The organism is Kitasatospora sp. NPDC096128 (assembly GCF_040303105.1).
Classification (GTDB): domain Bacteria; phylum Actinomycetota; class Actinomycetes; order Streptomycetales; family Streptomycetaceae; genus Kitasatospora.
This window is the reverse complement of record NZ_JBEOSP010000002.1, coordinates 347,951-365,495: the sequence shown is the minus strand read 5'-3', so window position 1 is coordinate 365,495 and position 17,545 is coordinate 347,951. Positions and strand designations below refer to the sequence as shown.

The window sequence follows — 17,545 nt, the reverse complement described above, 5'->3', positions numbered from 1 at the left end:
CGCACAACGCACGGCTAGCGCCGTTCGATCATCACATTGGTCGACTTGATGACCGCAGTGGCGGGTGCGCCCGGTACCAGGTCGAGCTCCTCCGCCGCGTCCCGGCTGATCAGCGACACCACCCGGAACGGCCCGGCCTGCACCTCCACCTGCGCGGCCACGTCGCCGAGCCGCACGTCGGTGACGATGCCGGGGAAGCGGTTGCGCGCCGAGGAGGGGCGCCCCTCGGCCTCGGCGTTCTCCGGCTCGGCCAGCTCCCGGGCGAAGGCGGCGAGCTCGACGCCGGGGATGATCCGGTGCCCGTGCTCGTCCCGTACGGCGGCGAGCCGCCCGGCGTCCACCCAGCGCCGCATGGTGTCCGCGCTGACGCCGAGCAGCGCCGCCGCCTCGCCGATGCGGTACGGGTTGACCGGCACCTCGGGCTGGCCCATGTGCGACTCCTGACGGTGGTTCGAGGTACGGGGTGGACGCCCCGAGCCGCCATCCTGCCGTACCGGGGTGGCCCACGGAAAACAGGGCTACGGCTCGCCGAACAGGTCCCGCCGTGCGGCGTCCCCGGCGGTGAGCACCGCCCCCGCGAGGACGGCGCCGCCGCCCGCCGTACCGGCCCGCACCTCGGTGCGCAGCGGGGAGAGCCCGGCCAGGCGCCGTTCGACCCGGCCGGCCAGGTCGGCGCCGCCGGCCCGGCCGATCTCGCCGCCGAGCACCACGCAGCCGGGGTCGAGCACCACGCAGACGCCGGCCGCGCCGAGCGCGATCCGTTCGGCCAGCTCGTCCAGGAAGGCCGCGCCCTCCTCGCCGGCGACCAGGGCGGCGCGTACGGCGGCCTCGGCGGCGGGCGCGTCGCCGGCCGGGTCGGCGGGGAGCCCGTGGGCGCGGGCGAGGGCGCACAGGGCCGCGCTGCCGACCAGCCCGTGGAAGCCGCCCTCGCAGCTGTCGGCGCTGGGCAGCCCGGTGGCTCCGGGGACGGGCAGGAAGCAGATCTCGCCGGTGCCGCCGGAGGCGCCGCGGCGCAGCCGCCCGTCGAGGATGACGGCGGCGCCGACGCTCTGGCCGAGCCACATCAGCACGAAGGTGTCGCGGTCGCGCGCGGCGCCGACCCGGTACTCGGCCCGGCCGGCCAGGTTGACCTCGTTCTCCAGGATCACATCGGTGCCGGGCAGCTCCCGCAGCGCGGCGAGGAGTTCGGCGTGCCAGCCGGGGAGCTGGCCGGTGCTGTGCAGCCGTCCGGTGGCGGGGTCGACCAGGCCGGGGGCGCCGACCGCGACGGTGTGCAGCCGCTCGACGCCGGCGTTGCGCGCGGTCTCCCGCAGGGTGCGCACGATCGCCGCGGCGGTGTCGGGGGTGCCGTCGCCGTGGACGGGGATCTCGGCGGTGCCGAGGGTGCGTCCGGTGAGGTCGGCGACGACCAGGCTGACGCCGCCCTCGCGGACGTCGACCGCGCCGAGGTGGGCGCGCGAGGCGACCAGCGCGTAGAGCCGGGCGTTGGGGCCGCGCCGCTGTTCGCCGCGTTCGCCGGCCAGCGCGACCAGGCCGGTGCGCTGGAGGCGGTCGAGCAGGTCGGCGACGGTCGGCCGGGAGAGGCCGGTGAGGTCGCGCAGCTCGGTCGCGGTCAGGGGGCCCTGTTCGAGCAGGAGGTTGAGCGCCAGCCGGTCGTTGATCGCCCGGGCGGTGCTCGGCGTTGCCGTACGCACGGTGGTCATGGCCGGTCATCCTTCCAGAGTGTTTCTATCAGGGTCCCTTCCTGATAGTTTATCGACCACCAGTACCGGGAGGGAACGCCGCATGACCACCGCCACCACCCTCGATCCACTCGTCGAACCACGCCGCTCCCGACGGAGCATCGCGCTGGTCTTCGGCGTGCACGGCGCCGTCGGCGGCACCTTCGTCACCCGCATCCCGTGGCTCCAGGAGCGCCTCGACCTCTCCCCCGGGCAGCTCGGCCTCGCCCTGGTGATGCCCGCCATCGGCTCCTCCCTCGCGATGCCGCTGGCCGGGCGCTTCGTCCACCGGTACGGCGGCAGGGCCGCCGTCCGCGCGCTGATCTCGCTCTGGTGCCTGGCCCTCGCCCTCCCCGCGCTCGCCCCCTCGCTGCCCGCACTGTGCGCGGTGCTGCTGGTGTACGGCGCCACGGCGGGCATGGCCGACGTCGCGATGAACGCCCAGGGCGTGGAGATCGAGCAGCGCCTCGGCCGCTCGATCATGTCCGGACTGCACGGGATGTGGAGCGCGGGCGGCCTGCTGGCCTCCGGATTCGGCATCCTGGCCGCCCACCTCGCCCTGGACGCCCGGCTCCAGCTGGCCGCCACCGCCCTGGTCCTGCTCGCCCTCGCCCAGCCGGTCTGCCGCGGCCTGCCCGACCTGCGGGCGCCCGCGGAGGCCGAGGCCCCGCCGCGCTTCACCCTGCCGCCGCGCAGCTCCCTGGTGATCGGCCTGGTCGGCTTCTGCGCGGTGTTCGGCGAGGGCGCCTCGATGGACTGGAGCGGCGTCTACCTCAAGGACGTCACCGGCGCCTCGGCCACCGTCGCCGCCGCCTCGTACACCGCCTTCGCGCTCACCATGGCGGTCAGCCGCCTGGCCGGCGACGCGGTGATCCGCCGCCTCGGCGCCGTCCGCACCAGCCGGCTGAGCGGAGCGGTCGCCACCCTCGGCGGCGTGCTGGTGGTAACCGCCGACACCCCGGCGCTGGCCATCCCGGGCTTCGCCCTGATCGGCGTCGGCGTCGCGGTGATCGTCCCGCTCGCATTCGCGGCCGCCGGCCGGATCGGCAGCAACCCCAGCCAGTCCATCGCGGGCGTCGCCACCGTCACCTACACCTCCGGCCTGATCGCCCCCGCCGTGATCGGCGCCCTCGCCCAGGCCACCTCGCTGACCGTCTCCTTCGGCCTGGTCACCCTGCTCGCCCTCGCCCTGCTGCTGAGCGCCGGCGCCCTGCGCCGGGCCGAACCGGACGCCCCGGGGGACCACGTGACCGCGGTTGCACCGGAAGGTGCCTCCGGGAAGGACCTCTCCGCGATCTGACCGCGGCGGGCTGGGGCCTGTTGCACCGGCCTGCTGCCGCCCGGGGCCCTGGCCTGCGACCGGTGCAAGGACGACGCCTGCGCGCCGGGCGCGGGGCTCGTCCTCGAACCGCACTGCGCCACGGGAAGCGGTTAGGCTCGGCCCGTGCCCGCAGCCCTGACCACGCCCGCCGCTCCGAACACCGCCGGGCCCGCCGACCCCAGCGCCTCCGCCGCACTCGTCGAATCCGCCGGAGCCGCCGGGCAGGCCCCGGCGCGCTCGCCCTGGTGGCGGTTCGGCCTGCTGGTGGCCCTGCTGGGGGCGTGCGCCGGGTCGCTGCTGCTGTGGAGCCCGACGGACCTGCTCTCCGGCGGCCTGGCGGACCGGATGCCCGGCTACTGGTTCGCCCCGCTGTTCGCCCTGGTCTACGCCGTCGGCACGCTCGCCTTCGTCCCGCGCCCAGCGCTCAACGCGGTGGCCGGCCTGCTGCTGGGCATCCAGCAGGGCGTGCTGCTCGCCGTACTCGGCACCACCCTGGGCGCGGCCCTGGCCTTCGGCCTCGGCCGGGGCCTGGGCCGGGAGGCCCTCAAGCCGTACCTGCGGGGCAAGGTGCTCGGCGCGCTGGACCAGCGCTTCACCGACCAGGGCTTCCGCAGCGTCCTGATCCTGCGCCTGCTCCCCGGCCTGCCCTTCCAGGCCGGCAACTACGGCGCCGCCTTCTCCGGGGTCCGCTTCCTCCCCTTCCTGCTCGCCACCGCGATCGGCGTGGTCCCCACCACCGCCGTGTACGTGGTCGCCGCGGCCAGCGCGGGCCGGCCCGGCTCGGCGGCCTTCCTGGTCTCCGCCGGGGTGATCGCCCTGCTGGTGGTCGGCAGCCTGGTCGGCCTCTGGCGGGCGGCCGCCGCCCGCCGCCGGGCCCGCACCTCCTGACGCACCGGGCCGACGGCCCCCGCCCGCCCACCGGGCGACAATTCGGTCGCACGAGCGGGCCGACCGCGAGCAGGATGTCCGCCATGACCGAACTCACACCGCGGGTGGACCCGCCGATGGCCGCCGACGAGGCCGCCATGCTCACCTCCTGGCTCGACTACCACCGCAGCACGCTCGCCCTGAAGTGCGCGGGCCTGACCGACGACCAGCTGCGGCTGCGCTCCGTCCCGCCGTCCACGCTCTCGCTGCTCGGCCTGGTCCGGCACATGGCCGAGGTGGAGCGGCACTGGTTCCAGGGCGTCCTGCTGGGCGAGGAGTTCGCCACCGGCCACTACTGGACCGAGGCGGACCCGGACGGGGACTTCGACAACGTGGCCACCGCCGACGTCGCGGCCGACTTCGCCGTCTGGCGCACCGAGATCGACGCCGCCCGCCGCGCCGCGGCCGGTCTGCCGCTGGACACCGTGGGCAAGCGGCTGCGCCACGACCAGGAGGTGACGCTCCGCTGGATCCTCGTCCACATGATCGAGGAGTACGCGCGACACAACGGGCACGCGGATTTGTTGCGCGAACTGGTGGACGGTTCGACCGGCGAGTGAAATCGTTTCCGCATTGTTGACAGAAGGTCAATTACGCGGTGACCGCTACCGATATGGTCTACGCGCGCAACCGTACGGCGCTGCGCCGCGTCGCTCTCTGTGCCCGGGTCAGCCCGGGTTTCCGGCGCGGCACGACTCGTACGGGGGCCGCGAGCGGGCACGGGACCGGTGAACAGTGCGATACTCGGACAGTTCCGACGAGTGGATGACGTGTCAAGAAGGACACCCACCCCCGGGGGACCAGACGGGACGAGGCAGGGAGGCGCGGCATGGGAGCACTTCGCGACGAGCACCACAACGGGTGGCTGATGCCCTCCGGGAACTACCCGGCCGCGGCGTACGACGACGAGTGGGTGGATCAGGAGACGGTGCCGGCCGTCCCCGCGCCCGCGAAGATCGTCTCCCTGCGGCCGACGGGCTTCGAGGCGGCCCGCACGGTCGGTGAGCACATCCGGGCGTCCATCCCCGTGGTGATGGACCTCACCGAGATGAACGAGGCCGAGGCCAAGCGCATGGTCGACTTCGCCTCCGGGCTGATCTTCGGCACCCAGGGCGGCATCGAGCGGATCGCCCGCCGGGTCTTCCTGCTCACCCCGGCGGACGTCGAGGTCATGGTGATCGACCGCCCGCTCGACGACACCGGGTTCTACAACCAGAGCTGAGCGCGGCGCGCCACACGGCCCGCGCCACGCCCGCTCCACCCCGACCGGGGACGGCACACCGCCGTCCCCGGTTTTTTGCTGTCCGGGGGCCGGTCGCGGACAGCGCAGATGAGATCCCCACATCAATAATGAGACGCAGATGTCTCACTTGGCCTACACTCGACTCATGGCCACCGACCGCGACACCGTTCTGGAAGCCGCCGTCGGCGTGCTGTCCCGCCGCCCCACCGCCCACCTGGACGAGATCGCCCGCGCCGCGGGCATCAGCCGGGCCACGCTCCACCGGCTGTTCCCCGGGCGCGACGCGCTGATCCGCGAGGTCGGCCTGCTCAGCCTGCAGCGCTTCGCCGCCGCCCTGGACGCCGCCGCCACCGAGGAGGGCGAGGTCGAGGCCGCGCTGCGCCGCCTGGTGGACGCCGCCGTCCCGGACGCCATGCTCTGCGCCTTCCTGGCCGGCGAGAACCAGCTGTACGACCACGCCGACATCAACGACCTCTGGGAGGTCCAGATCGACCGGCTGCACGCGCTGTTCCTGCGCGGGCAGCGGGAGGGCGTCTTCCGGATCGAGCTGAGCGCCGCCTGGCTGAGCGAGGCCTTCTTCGACCTGGTGGCCGGCATCGGCTGGGCCATCCAGGACGGCCGGCTCGCCCCCCGCGACGCCGCCTTCTCGCTCGCCGAGCTGTTCCTCGGCGGCGCGCTCCGCCGACCGGAGGCCCCCGGCCCCACCCCCGCACCAGTCGCCACGACCCACAGCACCTCGGGCCGGAAACCGGAAACCGATACACCATGAGTAGCACCCCCGTTCTGACCGTTCGCCAGCGCTGGACCGGCCTCGCCGTCCTGGTGCTGGCCGTCACCGTGGTCGCCCTCGACGCGACCGTGCTGTCCCTCGCCATCCCCTCCATCAGCGAGACGCTGCGCCCCAGCGGCACCCAGCTGCTCTGGATCGGCGACTCCTACTCCTTCGTGCTGGCCGGTCTGCTGGTCAGCATGGGCGCCCTCAGCGACCGGATCGGCCGCAAGAAGCTGCTGCTCACCGGTGCCGCCGCCTTCGGCGCGGCCTCGCTGCTGGCCGCGTACGCGCCGGGCCCGGGCTGGCTGATCCTGGCCCGGGCACTGCTCGGCGTCGCCGGGGCGACGATCATGCCCTCCACCCTGTCGCTGATCCGCAGCCTCTTCCCGGACGACCGGGAGCGGGCCACCGCGATAGGCATCTGGGGCGCGGCCGCCACCGCGGGCGCCGCGCTCGGGCCGGTGGTCGGCGGAGTGCTGCTGGAGCACTTCTGGTGGGGCTCGGTGTTCCTGCTGAACATCCCGGTGCTGCTCCTGCTGCTGGTCCTCGGTGCCTGGCTGCTGCCGGAGTCCAAGGACCCGGAGCCGGGCCGCTGGGACGTGCTGAGCGTCGGGCTGTCGATGGCCGGTGTGATCGGCGTGGTCTACGCGGTCAAGGAGGGCGCCGCCCACGGCGTGGCCCGCTGGGACGTCCCGGTCACCTTCCTGCTGGGCGCGGCGGCGCTCACCCTGTTCGTCCGCCGCCAGCTGCGGCTGGAGACCCCGCTGCTGGACGTCCGGCTGTTCCGCGACCGGCGGTTCACCGCCGCCGTCACGGCCTCGCTGATCTCGCTGGTCGGCCTGTCCGGCGTGATCTTCGTCGTCTCCCAGTACCTCCAGCTGGTGCGCGGCTACGAGCCGCTCCAGGCGGGCCTGGCGGAGCTGCCGGCCTTCGCCGGCTCGGTGGCGGGCGGGCTGCTCACCGCCCGGATCGCCCGGCGCTTCGGCGCGCGCAAGGCGCTGACCGTCAGTCTGCTGGCGATGGGCCTGGCCGCGGGCGCGCTGGGCTGGCTCCAGCAGGACACCACCTACCTGCTGTTGGCCGTCTCCTTCCTGATCACCGGCACCGCGGAGGGCGTGGTCTACACCCTCGGCGCCGACCTGGTGCTGAGCGCCGCGCCCGCCGACAAGGCCGGGGCCGCCTCGGCCGTCTCCGAGACGGCGTACGAGCTGGGCACCGCGCTCGGCATCGCGCTGGTCGGCTCGGTGGTCGGCTCGATCTACGCCGGCGGGCTGGCCGTCCCGGCCGGGGCCTCCCCGGAGGTCGCCGCCCGGGCCGGGGAGTCGCTGGGCGCGGCCGTGGAGACGGCGAACGGGCTGTCGCCGGACGTCGCCCAGCCGCTGCTGGCGAGCGCGAAGGACGCCTTCGTGCACGGCATGAACAGCGCCGGGCTGCTGGCCGGGGTGCTGCTGGTCGGCGCGGGAGTGCTGGCCTGGCTGCTGCTGCGCGGGCTGTCCGCGCCGACGGCGCCCGAGCCGGTCGCCGTCGGCGGCCCGGAGGAGCCGGGGAGGGCGGAGCGGGCGGAGCAGCCGCAGCTGCACGCGTAAGCGCCATGCGAAGTGAGAACGGCCGTTCCCCATTCGGGAACGGCCGTTCTCGCACGTCGGGCGGCGGCTAGGAGACTCCGAAGGGGAGCTCCAGCTCGGCCCAGACGACCTTGCCGTCCCGGGTCAGCCGGCTGCCCCAGCGCTGGGCGAGTTCGCTGACCAGGAACATCCCTCGGCCGCCCTCGTCCTGTTCGGCGAAGGGGCGCAGCTGCGGGGTCGCGCCGCCCGCGTCGGAGACCTCGACGGTGAGCACCCGGTCGCGGAACAGCCGCAGCCGGCGAGGTGCCTCGGCGTGCAGCAGGGCGTTCGTGACCAGTTCGCTGACCAGCAGTTCGGCGTAGTCGCAGAGCGCGTTCAGGCCCCAGGCGTCCAGGGTGGCGCGGGTGAAGCGGCGGGCCGTGCCGGGGAGCCTGCCGCCGCCGGTGAGCGGGAGGGTGGCGATCCGGTCGGCGGGCACCGGCAGCGCCCGGGCCATGATCATCGCGATGTCGTCCTCGGTGCCGTCGGTGACCAGGGCGCCGATCACGGCGTCGCAGCTCTCCTCCAGTGTCCGGCCGGGCCCGGCCAGGGTGCCGGCCAGCAGGTCGATGCCGAGGTCCAGGTCCTGGCCGCGCCGCTCGACCAGGCCGTCGGTGTAGAGGGCGAGCATGGCGCCCTCGGGGAGGGTGAAGGCGATCGACTCGAAGGCGACCCCGCCGACGCCGAGCGGGACGCCGGGCGGCACCTCGATCCTGCGGGCGGTGCCGTCGGTGCCGACCCAGACTGGCGGCAGGTGCCCGGCGGAGGCCACCTGCACGGTGCGCTCCAGCGGGTCGTAGACGGCGCAGATGCAGGTGGCGAACTGGCCCTCGCCGATCCCCGAGGCGGTCTCGTCCAGTCGGGTGAGCACCTGCTCGGGCGGCATGTCCAGGGTGGCCAGGGTGCGGGCGACGGTGCGCAGCTGGCCCATCGTGGCGGCGGCCCGGATGCCGTGGCCCATCACGTCGCCGACCACCAGGGCGACCCGGCCGCAGGACAGCGGCACCACGTCGAACCAGTCGCCGCCGACCTCGCTGACCACGCTGCTGGGCAGGTACCGGTAGGCGATCTCCAGGCCCAGGGTGCGGTGGATCTCCTGCGGCAGCAGGCTGCGCTGCAGGGTGAGGGCGGTCTCCCGCTCGCGGCGGTAGAGCCGGGCGTTGTCCAGGGCGAGGGCGGTGCGGGCGACGAGTTCCTCGGCGAGCGCGACGTCGGCGTCGTTGAAGGGCTCGGGGTTGCGCATCCGGATGAACTCGGAGCCGCCGAGGACCATGCCCCGGGCGGTTATCGGCACCATCAGGTACGAGTGGATGCCCGCCGCCATCCCGGGGGCGACCCGGTCCTCGCTGGACACCAGGCCGCGCAGCACCTCCTCGTCCACGTGCTCACGCAGCAGCGGCCGCCCGCTGCGCAGGCACTGGGCGTAGCTGCGGTCGGGGGCGTACTCGGAGGTCTCGCCGACCACGTCCACGGCGTGGGCGAGGCCGGTGTCGTAGTTCTCCCCGACCGCGACGGCGCGCAGGGTGACGGAGGGGTCGGCGGGGATCGGGGTGGGCTCGGCCCCGCGCAGCACCGGTTCCAGCAGGTCGACGGTGGCGAAGTCGGCGAACCGGGGGACGACGGCCTCGATCAGCTCCTCGGCGGTGCGCTGGAGGTCGAGGGTGGTGCCGATCCGGGCGGTGGCCTCGGCGATGGTGGCGAGCCGCTCCTGGGCGCGGGCGGCCCGGGCCTCGGCCTGGAAGCGCTCGGTGACGTCGATGATCGAGGAGCAGACGCCGAAGACCCGGCCGCTGGAGTCCTCCAGCCGGAAGTAGGAGGCGGACCAGGCGCGGTCCCGCTTGGGGTCGCCCGGGACGCGGCCGTGCGAGCGGGCGTCCACCACGGGCTTGCCGGTCTTGAGGACCTGTCTCATGGTCTGTTCGATCTCGGCGGTGTTGATGCCGGGCAGGACGGCGGATATCCGTCGGCCGAGGTGGCCGGCGACCGGGACGCCGTTCATCCGGGCCAGTGCCTCGTTGATCCGGACGAAGCGCAGGTCGGTGTCGTAGACGGCCATGCCGATCGGGGAGCGGCCGAAGATGCCGCCCAGCACGGCGAGGTCGGCCTCGATCGCGTGCACGGCCCGGGTGTCGGAGGCGGTGGCGAGCAGCAGCAGGGTGCCGGCCGGGCCGGCGATGGGGTAGGTGCGGAACTCCAGCTCGACCCGGTGGCCGTCGCGGTGGCGGACCGGGAAGACGAAGGAGGCGCCGCTGCCGGACATGCTCTTCTGGAACAGGCCGAGCACCGCGGGGCGGTCGGTGTCGTCGGTGAGCAGCCGGGCCGCGTAGCTGCCGACGGCCTCCTCGGCGGAGTAGCCGAGCAGTGCCTCGGCGTCCTCGCTCCAGTGCAGGATCAGGCCGTCGCTCTGCAGCAGGGCCGTGGCGAGCGGGACGAGGCGGTGACCGTCCGGGCGTACGGGATCGCCGCTCGGCGCGGGGCCGGCGGCGGCGGTCGCGTCCCACTCGTGTCCGTGCATTCAGGCAGCACCCCGGTTCGGCTCGTGCCCGGCCGGATGGGGACTCGCGGTCCGTGCCGGCCGGGGTTCTTCTCCAGACTGCACGGACATCGGCCGCCCGGCGACCCCTTGGTCAGGGGGCGTCCGGTCGCTCGGTTGTACGGGCGTCATGGGCGTACCGGCCGCAGCGTACTCTCCAGGACGCCCGCCCACTGCCGGATCACTCCGGAACGTCGAAGGCTGTCGTCGGTGAGCAGGTTGGCCAGGCCGAGTCCGCGGGCGAGGTCGAGGGTGGCCTGCACCGATTCGCGCACGCCGGGGCGGGTCTCGTCGGCGTCCAGGAACTCCACGGCGGCCCGGTGGGCCTCCCGGCCGACATGGCCCTCCAGCGCGATGATCCGCTCGCGCAGGCCGGCCTCGGTCGCGGCGGCGGTCCACAGGTGCAGGGCGGCCCGGAACAGCGGGCCGGTGTAGAGGCGGACGATCATGTCGACCACGGCCCGGGTGCGGTCGGGGCCGGCGGCCGGCAGCTCGTCCGCGTGGGCGCGGACGGCTGCCAGCCGCTCGGTGGTGACGTGCTCGACGGCCGCGGTGAAGAGGTCCTCACGGGTCGGGAAGTGGTGCTGGGCGGCGCCCCGGGAGACGCCGGCCCGCTCGGCGACCACGGTGACGGTGGAGCCCTGCCAGCCGAGCTCGGCCAGGCAGTCCACGGCGGCCGCGAGCAGCCGGGCCCGGGTCGCGCGGCTGCGGTCCTGCTGGGGGGTGCGGACGGCGGGGTGGCTGGTCATGGCGGGTGGCGGTTCCTGGATCGATGGGGTCTGTTCCGGTCGGGGCGCGGCGGGTCGGGGCGCCGCGGGTCGATCCTCACAGACGGGCCGCGGCCTCGGGCCGCCGGGGCTCCGGCTGCCGGGGCTCAGCGGGAGGCCTCGCGGGCGCGCAGTTCGCGGCGGAGGATCTTGCCCGCCGGGGACTTGGGGACGGCGTCCACGAACTCCACCGCGCGCACCTTCTTGTAGGGGGCGACGTGCCCGGCGACGTAGCCGGTGACCTCCTCGGCGGTCAGCTCGCTGCCCGGGGCGCGCACCACGAAGGCCTTGGGGCACTCCGTCCCCTCGGCGTCCCGGACGCCGATCACGGCGGCGTCGGCGATCTGCGGGTGGCCGAGCAGGACGGCCTCCAGCTCGGCGGGGGCGACCTGGTAGCCCTTGTACTTGATCAGCTCCTTGACCCGGTCGACGACGAACAGGTAGCCCCGCGCGTCGACGTAGCCGACGTCGCCGGTGTGCAGCCAGCCCTCGGCGTCGACCATGGCGGCGGTGTCGGAGGGGCGGCCGAAGTAGCCCTTCATCACCTGGGGGCCGCGGATCAGCAGCTCGCCCGGCTCCCCCGGGCCGAGGTCCACGCCGGAGCCGTCCAGGGCGATGACCCGCAGTTCGGTGGAGGCGACCAGCCGGCCGACCGAGCCGGGCACCGGGTCGGTCTCCGTCGGGGAGACGACATGGGTGACCGGGGACAGCTCGGTCATCCCGTAGCCCTGGAGCAGGTGCGGCAGGCCCAGTCGGCGGGCGCAGGCCTCGGCGAGGTCCTGGTCCAGCGGGGCGGCCGCGCACAGCAGGTACTCGACCGAGGAGAGGTCGAACCGCCCGACGACCGGGTGCTTGGCCAGCGCGAGGACGATCGGCGGGGCGACCACCAGGCCCTGCACCCGGTGGCGTTCGATCGCGCCGCAGAACTGCTCAAGGTCGAAGCGGGGCAGCACGACCACGGTGGCGCCGCACCGCAGCGGCTGGTTGAGCAGGGCCGTCAGGCCGTAGATGTGGAAGAACGGCAGCACCGCGAGCACCCGCTCGCCGACGGAGGGGCGGTAGAGGGCGTCGGTCTGGGCGAGGTTGGTGGCGATCGAGCGGTGGGTGAGCATCACGCCCTTGGGCAGTCCGGTGGTGCCGCTGGAGTAGGGGAGCACGGCGACGTCCTCGCCGGGGACGATCGCGGGTTCCGGGGCGGGGCCGGTGGCGGCCAGCAGGTCGGCGAGCGAGCGGTGGCCCTCGGCGCCGTCCAGGACGATGATCTCGGCCGGCGGGCGGCCCTCGGCGGCCAGCTGCTCGGCGGCGGCACGGGCGGTCGGCAGGAACGGGGAGACGGTGATCAGGCAGCGGGCGGCACTGTCCGCGGGGGGGGCGGCGGGGGGGCCGGGGGGGGGGGGGGCGGGGCGCGGGGGGGGGGGGGCGGCGCCGCGGCGGGGGGGCGGGCGGGCCGGCGGGCTCGCGGCGGGGGGGCCGCGGGGGGGGGGGGGGCCGCCCCCGCGCCCCCCCCCCCGCCCGCCGGGGGTGCTGAGGGAGGACACCGTGGTCACGGTGGCGCCGGCCCGGCTGGCACCGTAGTAGGCCATCGGGTAGACCACCGAGTTGGGGCTGAAGAGGGCCACCACGTCGCCCTTGCGCACCCCCGCCGCGGCCAGCCCGGCGGCGACCCGCTCGACGGCGGCGGCCAGCCGCGCGTAGCTGACCTCCTCCCCGGTGAGGCCGTCGATCAGGGCCGGCCGCTCGCCGTACTCGGCGGCGGCGGCGAGTACCGCGTCATGGATCGGCAGGTCGACGACGGGGACGTCCGGAAACTCGCTACGGAACACCAAGGCATGCCTCCAGCAAGGAAGTTGACGCGGCAACCAAATCGGGCGGGCGGGTGGAGCGGGGCGTGTTCAGGAGCATACGGACAGTGCGGGGGCGGGCTGGGCCATTGTGGGGAACCGGGGGCCGGGGGAGCGTGGCACGGTTGCTCCCGGGGGCGCCCGAATGGACGGTGTGCACCACGGCCGCCCGCCCGGGTGCGGCCCCGGCCCCCTGGAGCACCCCCCGTGAGACCCACCTCCGCCGCCCTGCCGTCCGCCTCCCGTCTGCTCGCCGCCGCCGGTGTCGCGGCCGCGCTCACCCTCGGCGGGGCCCCGGTCGCACTGGCCGCGCCGGGCGACAACGGCGACGTCAAGATCCACGAGAGCACCACCCCGGTGGGCGACCAGAGCGACCAGCCCAAGGTCTGCCTGTTCTACCTGGACGCCTTCAACTTCGACACCGTCCAGCAGGTCAACTGGACCATCGAGCAGCAGCCGCCGACCGGCACCGCCCAGGTGCTGGCCGGGTCGATCACGCTGATCGGCGGCACCGGGCACACCGGCGACCTCACCCTTCCGGACGGGCACTACAAGCTCGAGTGGACGTTCGTGGGTGAGAACGGCACGGCGAAGCAGAAGGTCTTCGACGTCTCCTGCGCCACCTCGTCGCCGTCCGCGTCGCCCTCGGCCTCGTCCTCGCCGTCCGGTTCACCCTCGCCCTCCTCCTCGCACTCGCCGTCCGCGCCCCCCAGCGGCTCCCCCAGCCCCTCCCCCAGCGGCTCTCACTCGGTGCCGCCCGGCCACTCGCCGAGCGCCTCGCCGGGCGGCGGGCCGCACGGCGGGGTGGGCACCGGTGGCGGCGGCACCTCCGGGGCCGACACCGTCGAGGTGCTCGGCGGGCTCGCGCTGGTCCTCGGCGCCGGCGGACTGGGCGTCCGCGCGATGCGCCGCCGGTCCGGGCGCAATGCCGAGTCCTGACCGCGCCACCCGCGCGCCGCGCGGCGGCTCCGGGCCCTGGCGGGCCGGGGTCGCCGCGCTCGCGTTGGCGGCGAGCGGCGCCTGGCTGGTCCACGACGGCACCACCGGCCGGGCCGGGCCACCGCTGCCGCCCGCACCCGCCACCGCCGCACCGACCGCGGCGCCGACACCGACGGCGAAGCCGAGCCCGACACCGCCCGCCCACCCGCCACTGCCGGCCTCGGTGCCGACCCGGATCCGGATCCCCTCGATCAAGGTCGACGCCCCGGTCACCGGCCTCGAGCTGACCCCTGCCCGGCAGCTGAGCACCCCGCCGATGGACCAGCGCAACCTGACCGGCTGGTACCGGGACGGCACCGCGCCCGGCGCCGCCGGGAACGCCCTCGTCGTCGGCCACGCCGACGGCCGCACCGGACCGGCCGTGTTCTACCGGCTCGGGCTGCTGCGCCCCGGCGACACCGTCGAGGTCACCCGCAAGGACCGGCGCACCGCGGTGTTCACCGTGGACGTCGTCCGGGTCTTCCCCAAGCAGGACTTCCCGGACGCCCTGGTCTACGGCCCCACCGAACGGGCCGAGCTGCGGCTGATCACCTGCGGCGGGAAGTTCGACCGGCACACCGGGTACGCGGCCAACACCGTGGTGTTCGCGCACCTGACCGGCGCGCGGTGACGCCTTCCCGCCCCCGCGGACCGGCGCTCAGTACGACTTGGGCAGGCCGAGGGTGTGCTGGGCGACGAAGTTGAGCACCATCTCCCGGCTGACCGGCGCGACCCGGCCGACCCGGGTGGCGGCCAGCAGCGCGCCCAGGCCGTACTCCTGGGTGAGGCCGTTGCCGCCCAGGGTCTGCACCGCCTGGTCGACGGTGCGGGCGGCGGCCTCCCCGGCGGCGTACTTGGCCATGTTGGCGGCCTCCCCGGCCGCCATGTCCTCGCCCGCGTCGTAGAGCAGCCCGGCCTTCTGGGTCATCAGCCGGGCCAGCTCGATCTCCACCGCGCACTGGGCCAGCGGGTGGGCCAGGCCCTGGTGGGCGCCGATCGGGGTGGACCAGACGGTGCGGGTCTTCGCGTACTCGACCGCCTTGCCGAGCGCCTGGCGGGCCAGGCCGAGGGAGAAGGCGGCGGTCAGGATGCGCTCCGGGTTGAGGCCGGCGAACAGCTGCAGCAGGCCGGCGTTCTCGTCGCCCACCAGGGCGTCGGCGGGCAGCCGGACGTCGTCCAGGAAGACCTGGAACTGCTTCTCGGGGGCGACGAGTTCCATCGGGATCGCCCGGTACTCGAAGCCGGGGGTGTCCCGGGGGACGACGAACAGGCAGGGCTTGAGCCTGCCGGTGCGCCCCCCTTCGGTGTCACGGGCCTCGGTGCGGGCGACGAACAGCACCGCGTCGGAGTGGTCGATGCCCGAGACGAACACCTTGCGGCCGGTCAGCAGCCAGTCCTCGCCGTCCCGGCGGGCGACCGTGGAGATCCGGTGCGAGTTGCTGCCGGCGTCCGGCTCGGTGATGCCGAAGGCCATCTTGCGGCTGCCGTCGGCCAGTCCGGGCAGCCAGCGCCGCTTCTGCTCCTCCGTGCCGTACCGGGATATCACCGTGCCGCAGATCGCCGGGGAGACGATCAGCAGCAGCAACGGGCAGCCGGCGGTGCCGAGTTCCTCCAGAACGATGGCGAGGTCGCTGATGCCGCCGCCCCCGCCGCCGTACTCGACGGGCAGGTTGACGCCCAGGTAGCCGGCCTTGCCGGCCTCCGCCCAGAGCTCCTCGGCGGGCTCGCCGGCCCGAGCCTTGGCCAGGTAGTAGCCGGAGCCGTAGCGGCGGCCGAGGTCGCCGACGGCCTTGCGCAGGGCGGTGCGTTCGGGGGTTTCGAGGAGCTGACTGCCGATGGACGACATGCGTGGTCCTTCCGCTGTGCGGGTGGTCGGGCGGTGCTCAGGACTCTTCGGGGGACTTCACGACGGCGAGCAGGGCGCCGAGCTGGACCTGCTGCCCGGGGGTGGCGCGCAGCTCGACCAGGGTGCCGTCGGCCGGGGCGGTGACGCGGTGCTCCATCTTCATCGCCTCCAACACCAGCAGCGGCTGCCCGGCGGTGACGGTGTCGCCGACGGCGGCGGTGGTGCGCAGCACCGTGCCGGGCATCGGGGCGAGCAGGGCGCCCGGGTCGGTGTGGGCGGTGGGGTCGGGGAAGCGCGGCAGCGCGGTGAGCGCGGTGCTGCCGGTCGGGGAGTCGACGTACACCCGGTCGCCGTAGCGGGCGACGTCGTAGCGGCGCCGGACCTCGCCCTCGCGCAGCAGGACGTGGTCGGGCCGGGCCGCCACCAGCTCGACGTCCGGGTGGTCGGCGGCCTCCAGGCCGCCCCTGGTCCGGCGGTAGCGGACCTCCAACTCGCCTCCGTCCGAGGCCCGGTAGCGCTTGGACTGGGGCTGGGAGGGCAGGTTGCGCCAGCCGGACGGCAGGGCGCCCGGGCGGTCGGCGGCATCGGCGAGGGCGGCGGCCAGGGCGGCCCGTCCGGCGCCCTCGGCGGCGGGGGCGAGCAGCTCGGCCGCGTGCTCGACCAGGAAGCCGGTGTGCAGCCGCCCGGCCAGGAAGTCCGGGTGCCGCAGCGCGCGGACCAGCAACTCCCGGTTGGTGGAGGGCCCGTGGATCCGGGCGCGGGCCAGGGCGTCGGCCAGCCGGCGGGCGGCCGCCGCGCGGGTCGGCGCCCGGACGATCACCTTGGCGAGCATCGCGTCGTAGTGCGGGGTGATCTCACTGCCGGCCTCCACCCCGGAGTCCAGCCGCAGCCAGGAGTCCGGTCGCGGCCCGGCGCCGCCGAACTCCTGGTGCTCCGAGGTCAGTTCGAGGCGGTGCAGGGTGCCGGTGGCGGGCTGCCAGTCCCGCGCCGGGTCCTCGGCGTACAACCGGGCCTCGATCGCGTGGCCGGTGCTCGGCGGCGGCCCGGCCGCGGGCAGCTCCTCCCCCTCGGCGACGGCGAGTTGGAGCGCGACCAGGTCCAGGCCGGTGACCGCCTCGGTGACCGGGTGCTCGACCTGGAGCCGGGTGTTCATCTCCAGGAAGAAGAACCGGCCGTCCTCGGCGAGCAGGAACTCGGCGGTGCCGGCGCCGACGTAGCCGATCGCCCGGGCCGCGTCCACCGCCGCGGCGTGCAGCTCGGCCCGCACCGCGGGCGGCAGGCCGGGGGCCGGGGCCTCCTCGATCACCTTCTGGTGCCGCCGCTGCAGCGAGCAGTCCCGGTCGCCCACCGCCCACACCGTGCCGTGGGCGTCGGCCAGCAGCTGCACCTCCACGTGCCGGCCGGCGGGCAGGTAGCGCTCGCAGAACACCTCGTCCGAGCCGAAGGCCTTGGCCGCCTCGGCCCGGGCCGCCGCCAGCTCGGCGGGCAGGTCCGCCAGCCGTTCGACCACCCGCATGCCGCGGCCGCCGCCGCCCGCCGCGGCCTTCACCAGCACCGGGAGGTCCGCCTCGGTCGGCTCGGCCAGCGCGCCCAGGACGGGCACCCCGGCCGCGGCCATCAGGCGCTTGGCGGCCGTCTTGGAGCCCATCGCGGCGATCGCGGCCGGCGGCGGACCGACCCAGAGCAGGCCAGCGTCCAGCACGGCCCGGGCGAACTCCGCGTTCTCGGACAGGAATCCGTACCCGGGGTGGACGGCGTCCGCCCCGGCCTGGAGGGCCGCCCGGATGATCAGCTCGCCGCGCAGGTAGGTGTCCGCGGGCGCGGCCCCGGGCAGCCGCACGGCCGCGTCCGCCTCCCGCACATGGGGGGCGTCGGCGTCCGGGTCCGAGTGGACGGCGGTGGTCGCGATGCCGAGCTCACGGCAGGTGCGGAACACCCGGCGGGCGATCTCGCCACGGTTGGCGACCAGCAGGTTGGTGATCATCTGACCTC

General features: G+C 75.1%; 15 protein-coding genes. 8 read left to right on the top strand and 7 right to left on the bottom strand.

Translation table 11 applies throughout. The annotated features are described in order from the left end of the window. Positions 1-14 precede the first annotated feature (14 nt). Positions 15-431, bottom strand: coding sequence for a TOBE domain-containing protein (locus ABTY61_RS04035; RefSeq protein WP_350503335.1), 417 nt, complete (start codon positions 429-431; stop codon positions 15-17). Between the two features lie 87 nt (positions 432-518). Beyond that, positions 519-1,703, bottom strand: coding sequence for an ROK family transcriptional regulator (locus ABTY61_RS04030; RefSeq protein WP_350503334.1), 1,185 nt, complete (start codon positions 1,701-1,703; stop codon positions 519-521). Positions 1,704-1,785: 82 nt separating this feature from the next. Between ABTY61_RS04030 and ABTY61_RS04025 the strand changes: the two genes are divergently transcribed. From ABTY61_RS04025 to ABTY61_RS04000, 6 genes are all read left to right on the top strand, one after another. Further along, positions 1,786-3,021 carry an MFS transporter gene (locus ABTY61_RS04025; RefSeq protein ID WP_350503333.1) on the top strand — a complete coding sequence of 412 codons (1,236 nt, stop codon included), beginning with the start codon at positions 1,786-1,788 and terminating at the stop codon, positions 3,019-3,021. Between the two features lie 144 nt (positions 3,022-3,165). Next, positions 3,166-3,930, top strand: a complete 765-nt coding sequence (locus ABTY61_RS04020; RefSeq protein ID WP_350503332.1) for a TVP38/TMEM64 family protein — start codon at positions 3,166-3,168, stop codon at positions 3,928-3,930. 83 nt (positions 3,931-4,013) lie between these two features. Then, positions 4,014-4,529 (top strand): DinB family protein, encoded by a 516-nt coding sequence (locus tag ABTY61_RS04015; protein ID WP_350503331.1) that lies wholly within the window; start codon positions 4,014-4,016, stop codon positions 4,527-4,529. Between the two features lie 269 nt (positions 4,530-4,798). Then, positions 4,799-5,191 (top strand): cell division protein SepF, encoded by a 393-nt coding sequence (locus ABTY61_RS04010; protein ID WP_350503330.1) that lies wholly within the window; start codon positions 4,799-4,801, stop codon positions 5,189-5,191. Between the two features lie 166 nt (positions 5,192-5,357). Next, entirely contained in the window at positions 5,358-5,981 is a 624-nt protein-coding gene (locus ABTY61_RS04005; RefSeq protein WP_350503329.1) for a TetR/AcrR family transcriptional regulator, read from the top strand. After that, positions 5,978-7,570 carry an MFS transporter gene (locus ABTY61_RS04000; RefSeq protein WP_350503328.1) on the top strand — a complete coding sequence of 531 codons (1,593 nt, stop codon included), beginning with the start codon at positions 5,978-5,980 and terminating at the stop codon, positions 7,568-7,570. The genes ABTY61_RS04005 and ABTY61_RS04000 overlap by 4 nt, the downstream gene beginning before the upstream one ends. 67 nt (positions 7,571-7,637) lie before the next feature. Here ABTY61_RS04000 and ABTY61_RS03995 read toward each other — a convergent pair whose 3' ends face one another. From ABTY61_RS03995 to ABTY61_RS03985, 3 genes are all read right to left on the bottom strand, one after another. Continuing rightward, positions 7,638-10,103 (bottom strand): SpoIIE family protein phosphatase, encoded by a 2,466-nt coding sequence (locus tag ABTY61_RS03995; RefSeq protein WP_350503327.1) that lies wholly within the window; start codon positions 10,101-10,103, stop codon positions 7,638-7,640. A gap of 146 nt (positions 10,104-10,249) precedes the next feature. Beyond that, positions 10,250-10,870, bottom strand: a complete 621-nt coding sequence (locus tag ABTY61_RS03990; protein ID WP_350503326.1) for a TetR/AcrR family transcriptional regulator — start codon at positions 10,868-10,870, stop codon at positions 10,250-10,252. A 125-nt stretch (positions 10,871-10,995) separates the two neighbouring features. Next, positions 10,996-12,711 (bottom strand): AMP-binding protein, encoded by a 1,716-nt coding sequence (locus tag ABTY61_RS03985; RefSeq protein ID WP_350503412.1) that lies wholly within the window; start codon positions 12,709-12,711, stop codon positions 10,996-10,998. A gap of 225 nt (positions 12,712-12,936) precedes the next feature. On the opposite strand from ABTY61_RS03985, the gene ABTY61_RS03980 reads away from it, so the two are divergent. Both ABTY61_RS03980 and ABTY61_RS03975 read left to right on the top strand, forming a co-directional pair. After that, positions 12,937-13,668, top strand: coding sequence for a hypothetical protein (locus tag ABTY61_RS03980; protein WP_350503325.1), 732 nt, complete (start codon positions 12,937-12,939; stop codon positions 13,666-13,668). Next, positions 13,655-14,338, top strand: a complete 684-nt coding sequence (locus ABTY61_RS03975) for a class F sortase (protein WP_350503324.1) — start codon at positions 13,655-13,657, stop codon at positions 14,336-14,338. The genes ABTY61_RS03980 and ABTY61_RS03975 overlap by 14 nt, the downstream gene beginning before the upstream one ends. 27 nt (positions 14,339-14,365) lie before the next feature. On the opposite strand, the gene ABTY61_RS03970 is transcribed toward ABTY61_RS03975, so the two are convergent. Both ABTY61_RS03970 and ABTY61_RS03965 read right to left on the bottom strand, forming a co-directional pair. Then, positions 14,366-15,553: an acyl-CoA dehydrogenase family protein gene (locus tag ABTY61_RS03970; RefSeq protein ID WP_350503323.1), complete on the bottom strand. Its 1,188-nt coding sequence runs from the start codon at positions 15,551-15,553 to the stop codon at positions 14,366-14,368. Between the two features lie 37 nt (positions 15,554-15,590). After that, the gene (locus ABTY61_RS03965; RefSeq protein ID WP_350503322.1) at positions 15,591-17,537 is read right to left on the bottom strand and encodes an acetyl/propionyl/methylcrotonyl-CoA carboxylase subunit alpha; all 1,947 of its coding nucleotides are present in this window, start codon (positions 17,535-17,537) and stop codon (positions 15,591-15,593) included. Positions 17,538-17,545: the final 8 nt, after the last annotated feature.

What these genes read in the sequence shown, in the direction of transcription:
- ABTY61_RS04035 (WP_350503335.1), bottom strand. Translation starts at nt 431, where the DNA reads ATGGGCCAGCCCGAGGTGCCGGTCAACCCGTACCGCATCGGCGAGGCG.
- ABTY61_RS04030 (WP_350503334.1), bottom strand. Translation starts at nt 1,703, where the DNA reads ATGACCACCGTGCGTACGGCAACGCCGAGCACCGCCCGGGCGATCAAC.
- ABTY61_RS04025 (WP_350503333.1), top strand. Translation starts at nt 1,786, where the DNA reads ATGACCACCGCCACCACCCTCGATCCACTCGTCGAACCACGCCGCTCC.
- ABTY61_RS04015 (WP_350503331.1), top strand. Translation starts at nt 4,014, where the DNA reads ATGACCGAACTCACACCGCGGGTGGACCCGCCGATGGCCGCCGACGAG.
- ABTY61_RS04010 (WP_350503330.1), top strand. Translation starts at nt 4,799, where the DNA reads ATGGGAGCACTTCGCGACGAGCACCACAACGGGTGGCTGATGCCCTCC.
- ABTY61_RS04005 (WP_350503329.1), top strand. Translation starts at nt 5,358, where the DNA reads ATGGCCACCGACCGCGACACCGTTCTGGAAGCCGCCGTCGGCGTGCTG.
- ABTY61_RS04000 (WP_350503328.1), top strand. Translation starts at nt 5,978, where the DNA reads ATGAGTAGCACCCCCGTTCTGACCGTTCGCCAGCGCTGGACCGGCCTC.
- ABTY61_RS03995 (WP_350503327.1), bottom strand. Translation starts at nt 10,103, where the DNA reads ATGCACGGACACGAGTGGGACGCGACCGCCGCCGCCGGCCCCGCGCCG.
- ABTY61_RS03990 (WP_350503326.1), bottom strand. Translation starts at nt 10,870, where the DNA reads ATGACCAGCCACCCCGCCGTCCGCACCCCCCAGCAGGACCGCAGCCGC.
- ABTY61_RS03975 (WP_350503324.1), top strand. Translation starts at nt 13,655, where the DNA reads ATGCCGAGTCCTGACCGCGCCACCCGCGCGCCGCGCGGCGGCTCCGGG.
- ABTY61_RS03970 (WP_350503323.1), bottom strand. Translation starts at nt 15,553, where the DNA reads ATGTCGTCCATCGGCAGTCAGCTCCTCGAAACCCCCGAACGCACCGCC.
- ABTY61_RS03965 (WP_350503322.1), bottom strand. Translation starts at nt 17,537, where the DNA reads ATGATCACCAACCTGCTGGTCGCCAACCGTGGCGAGATCGCCCGCCGG.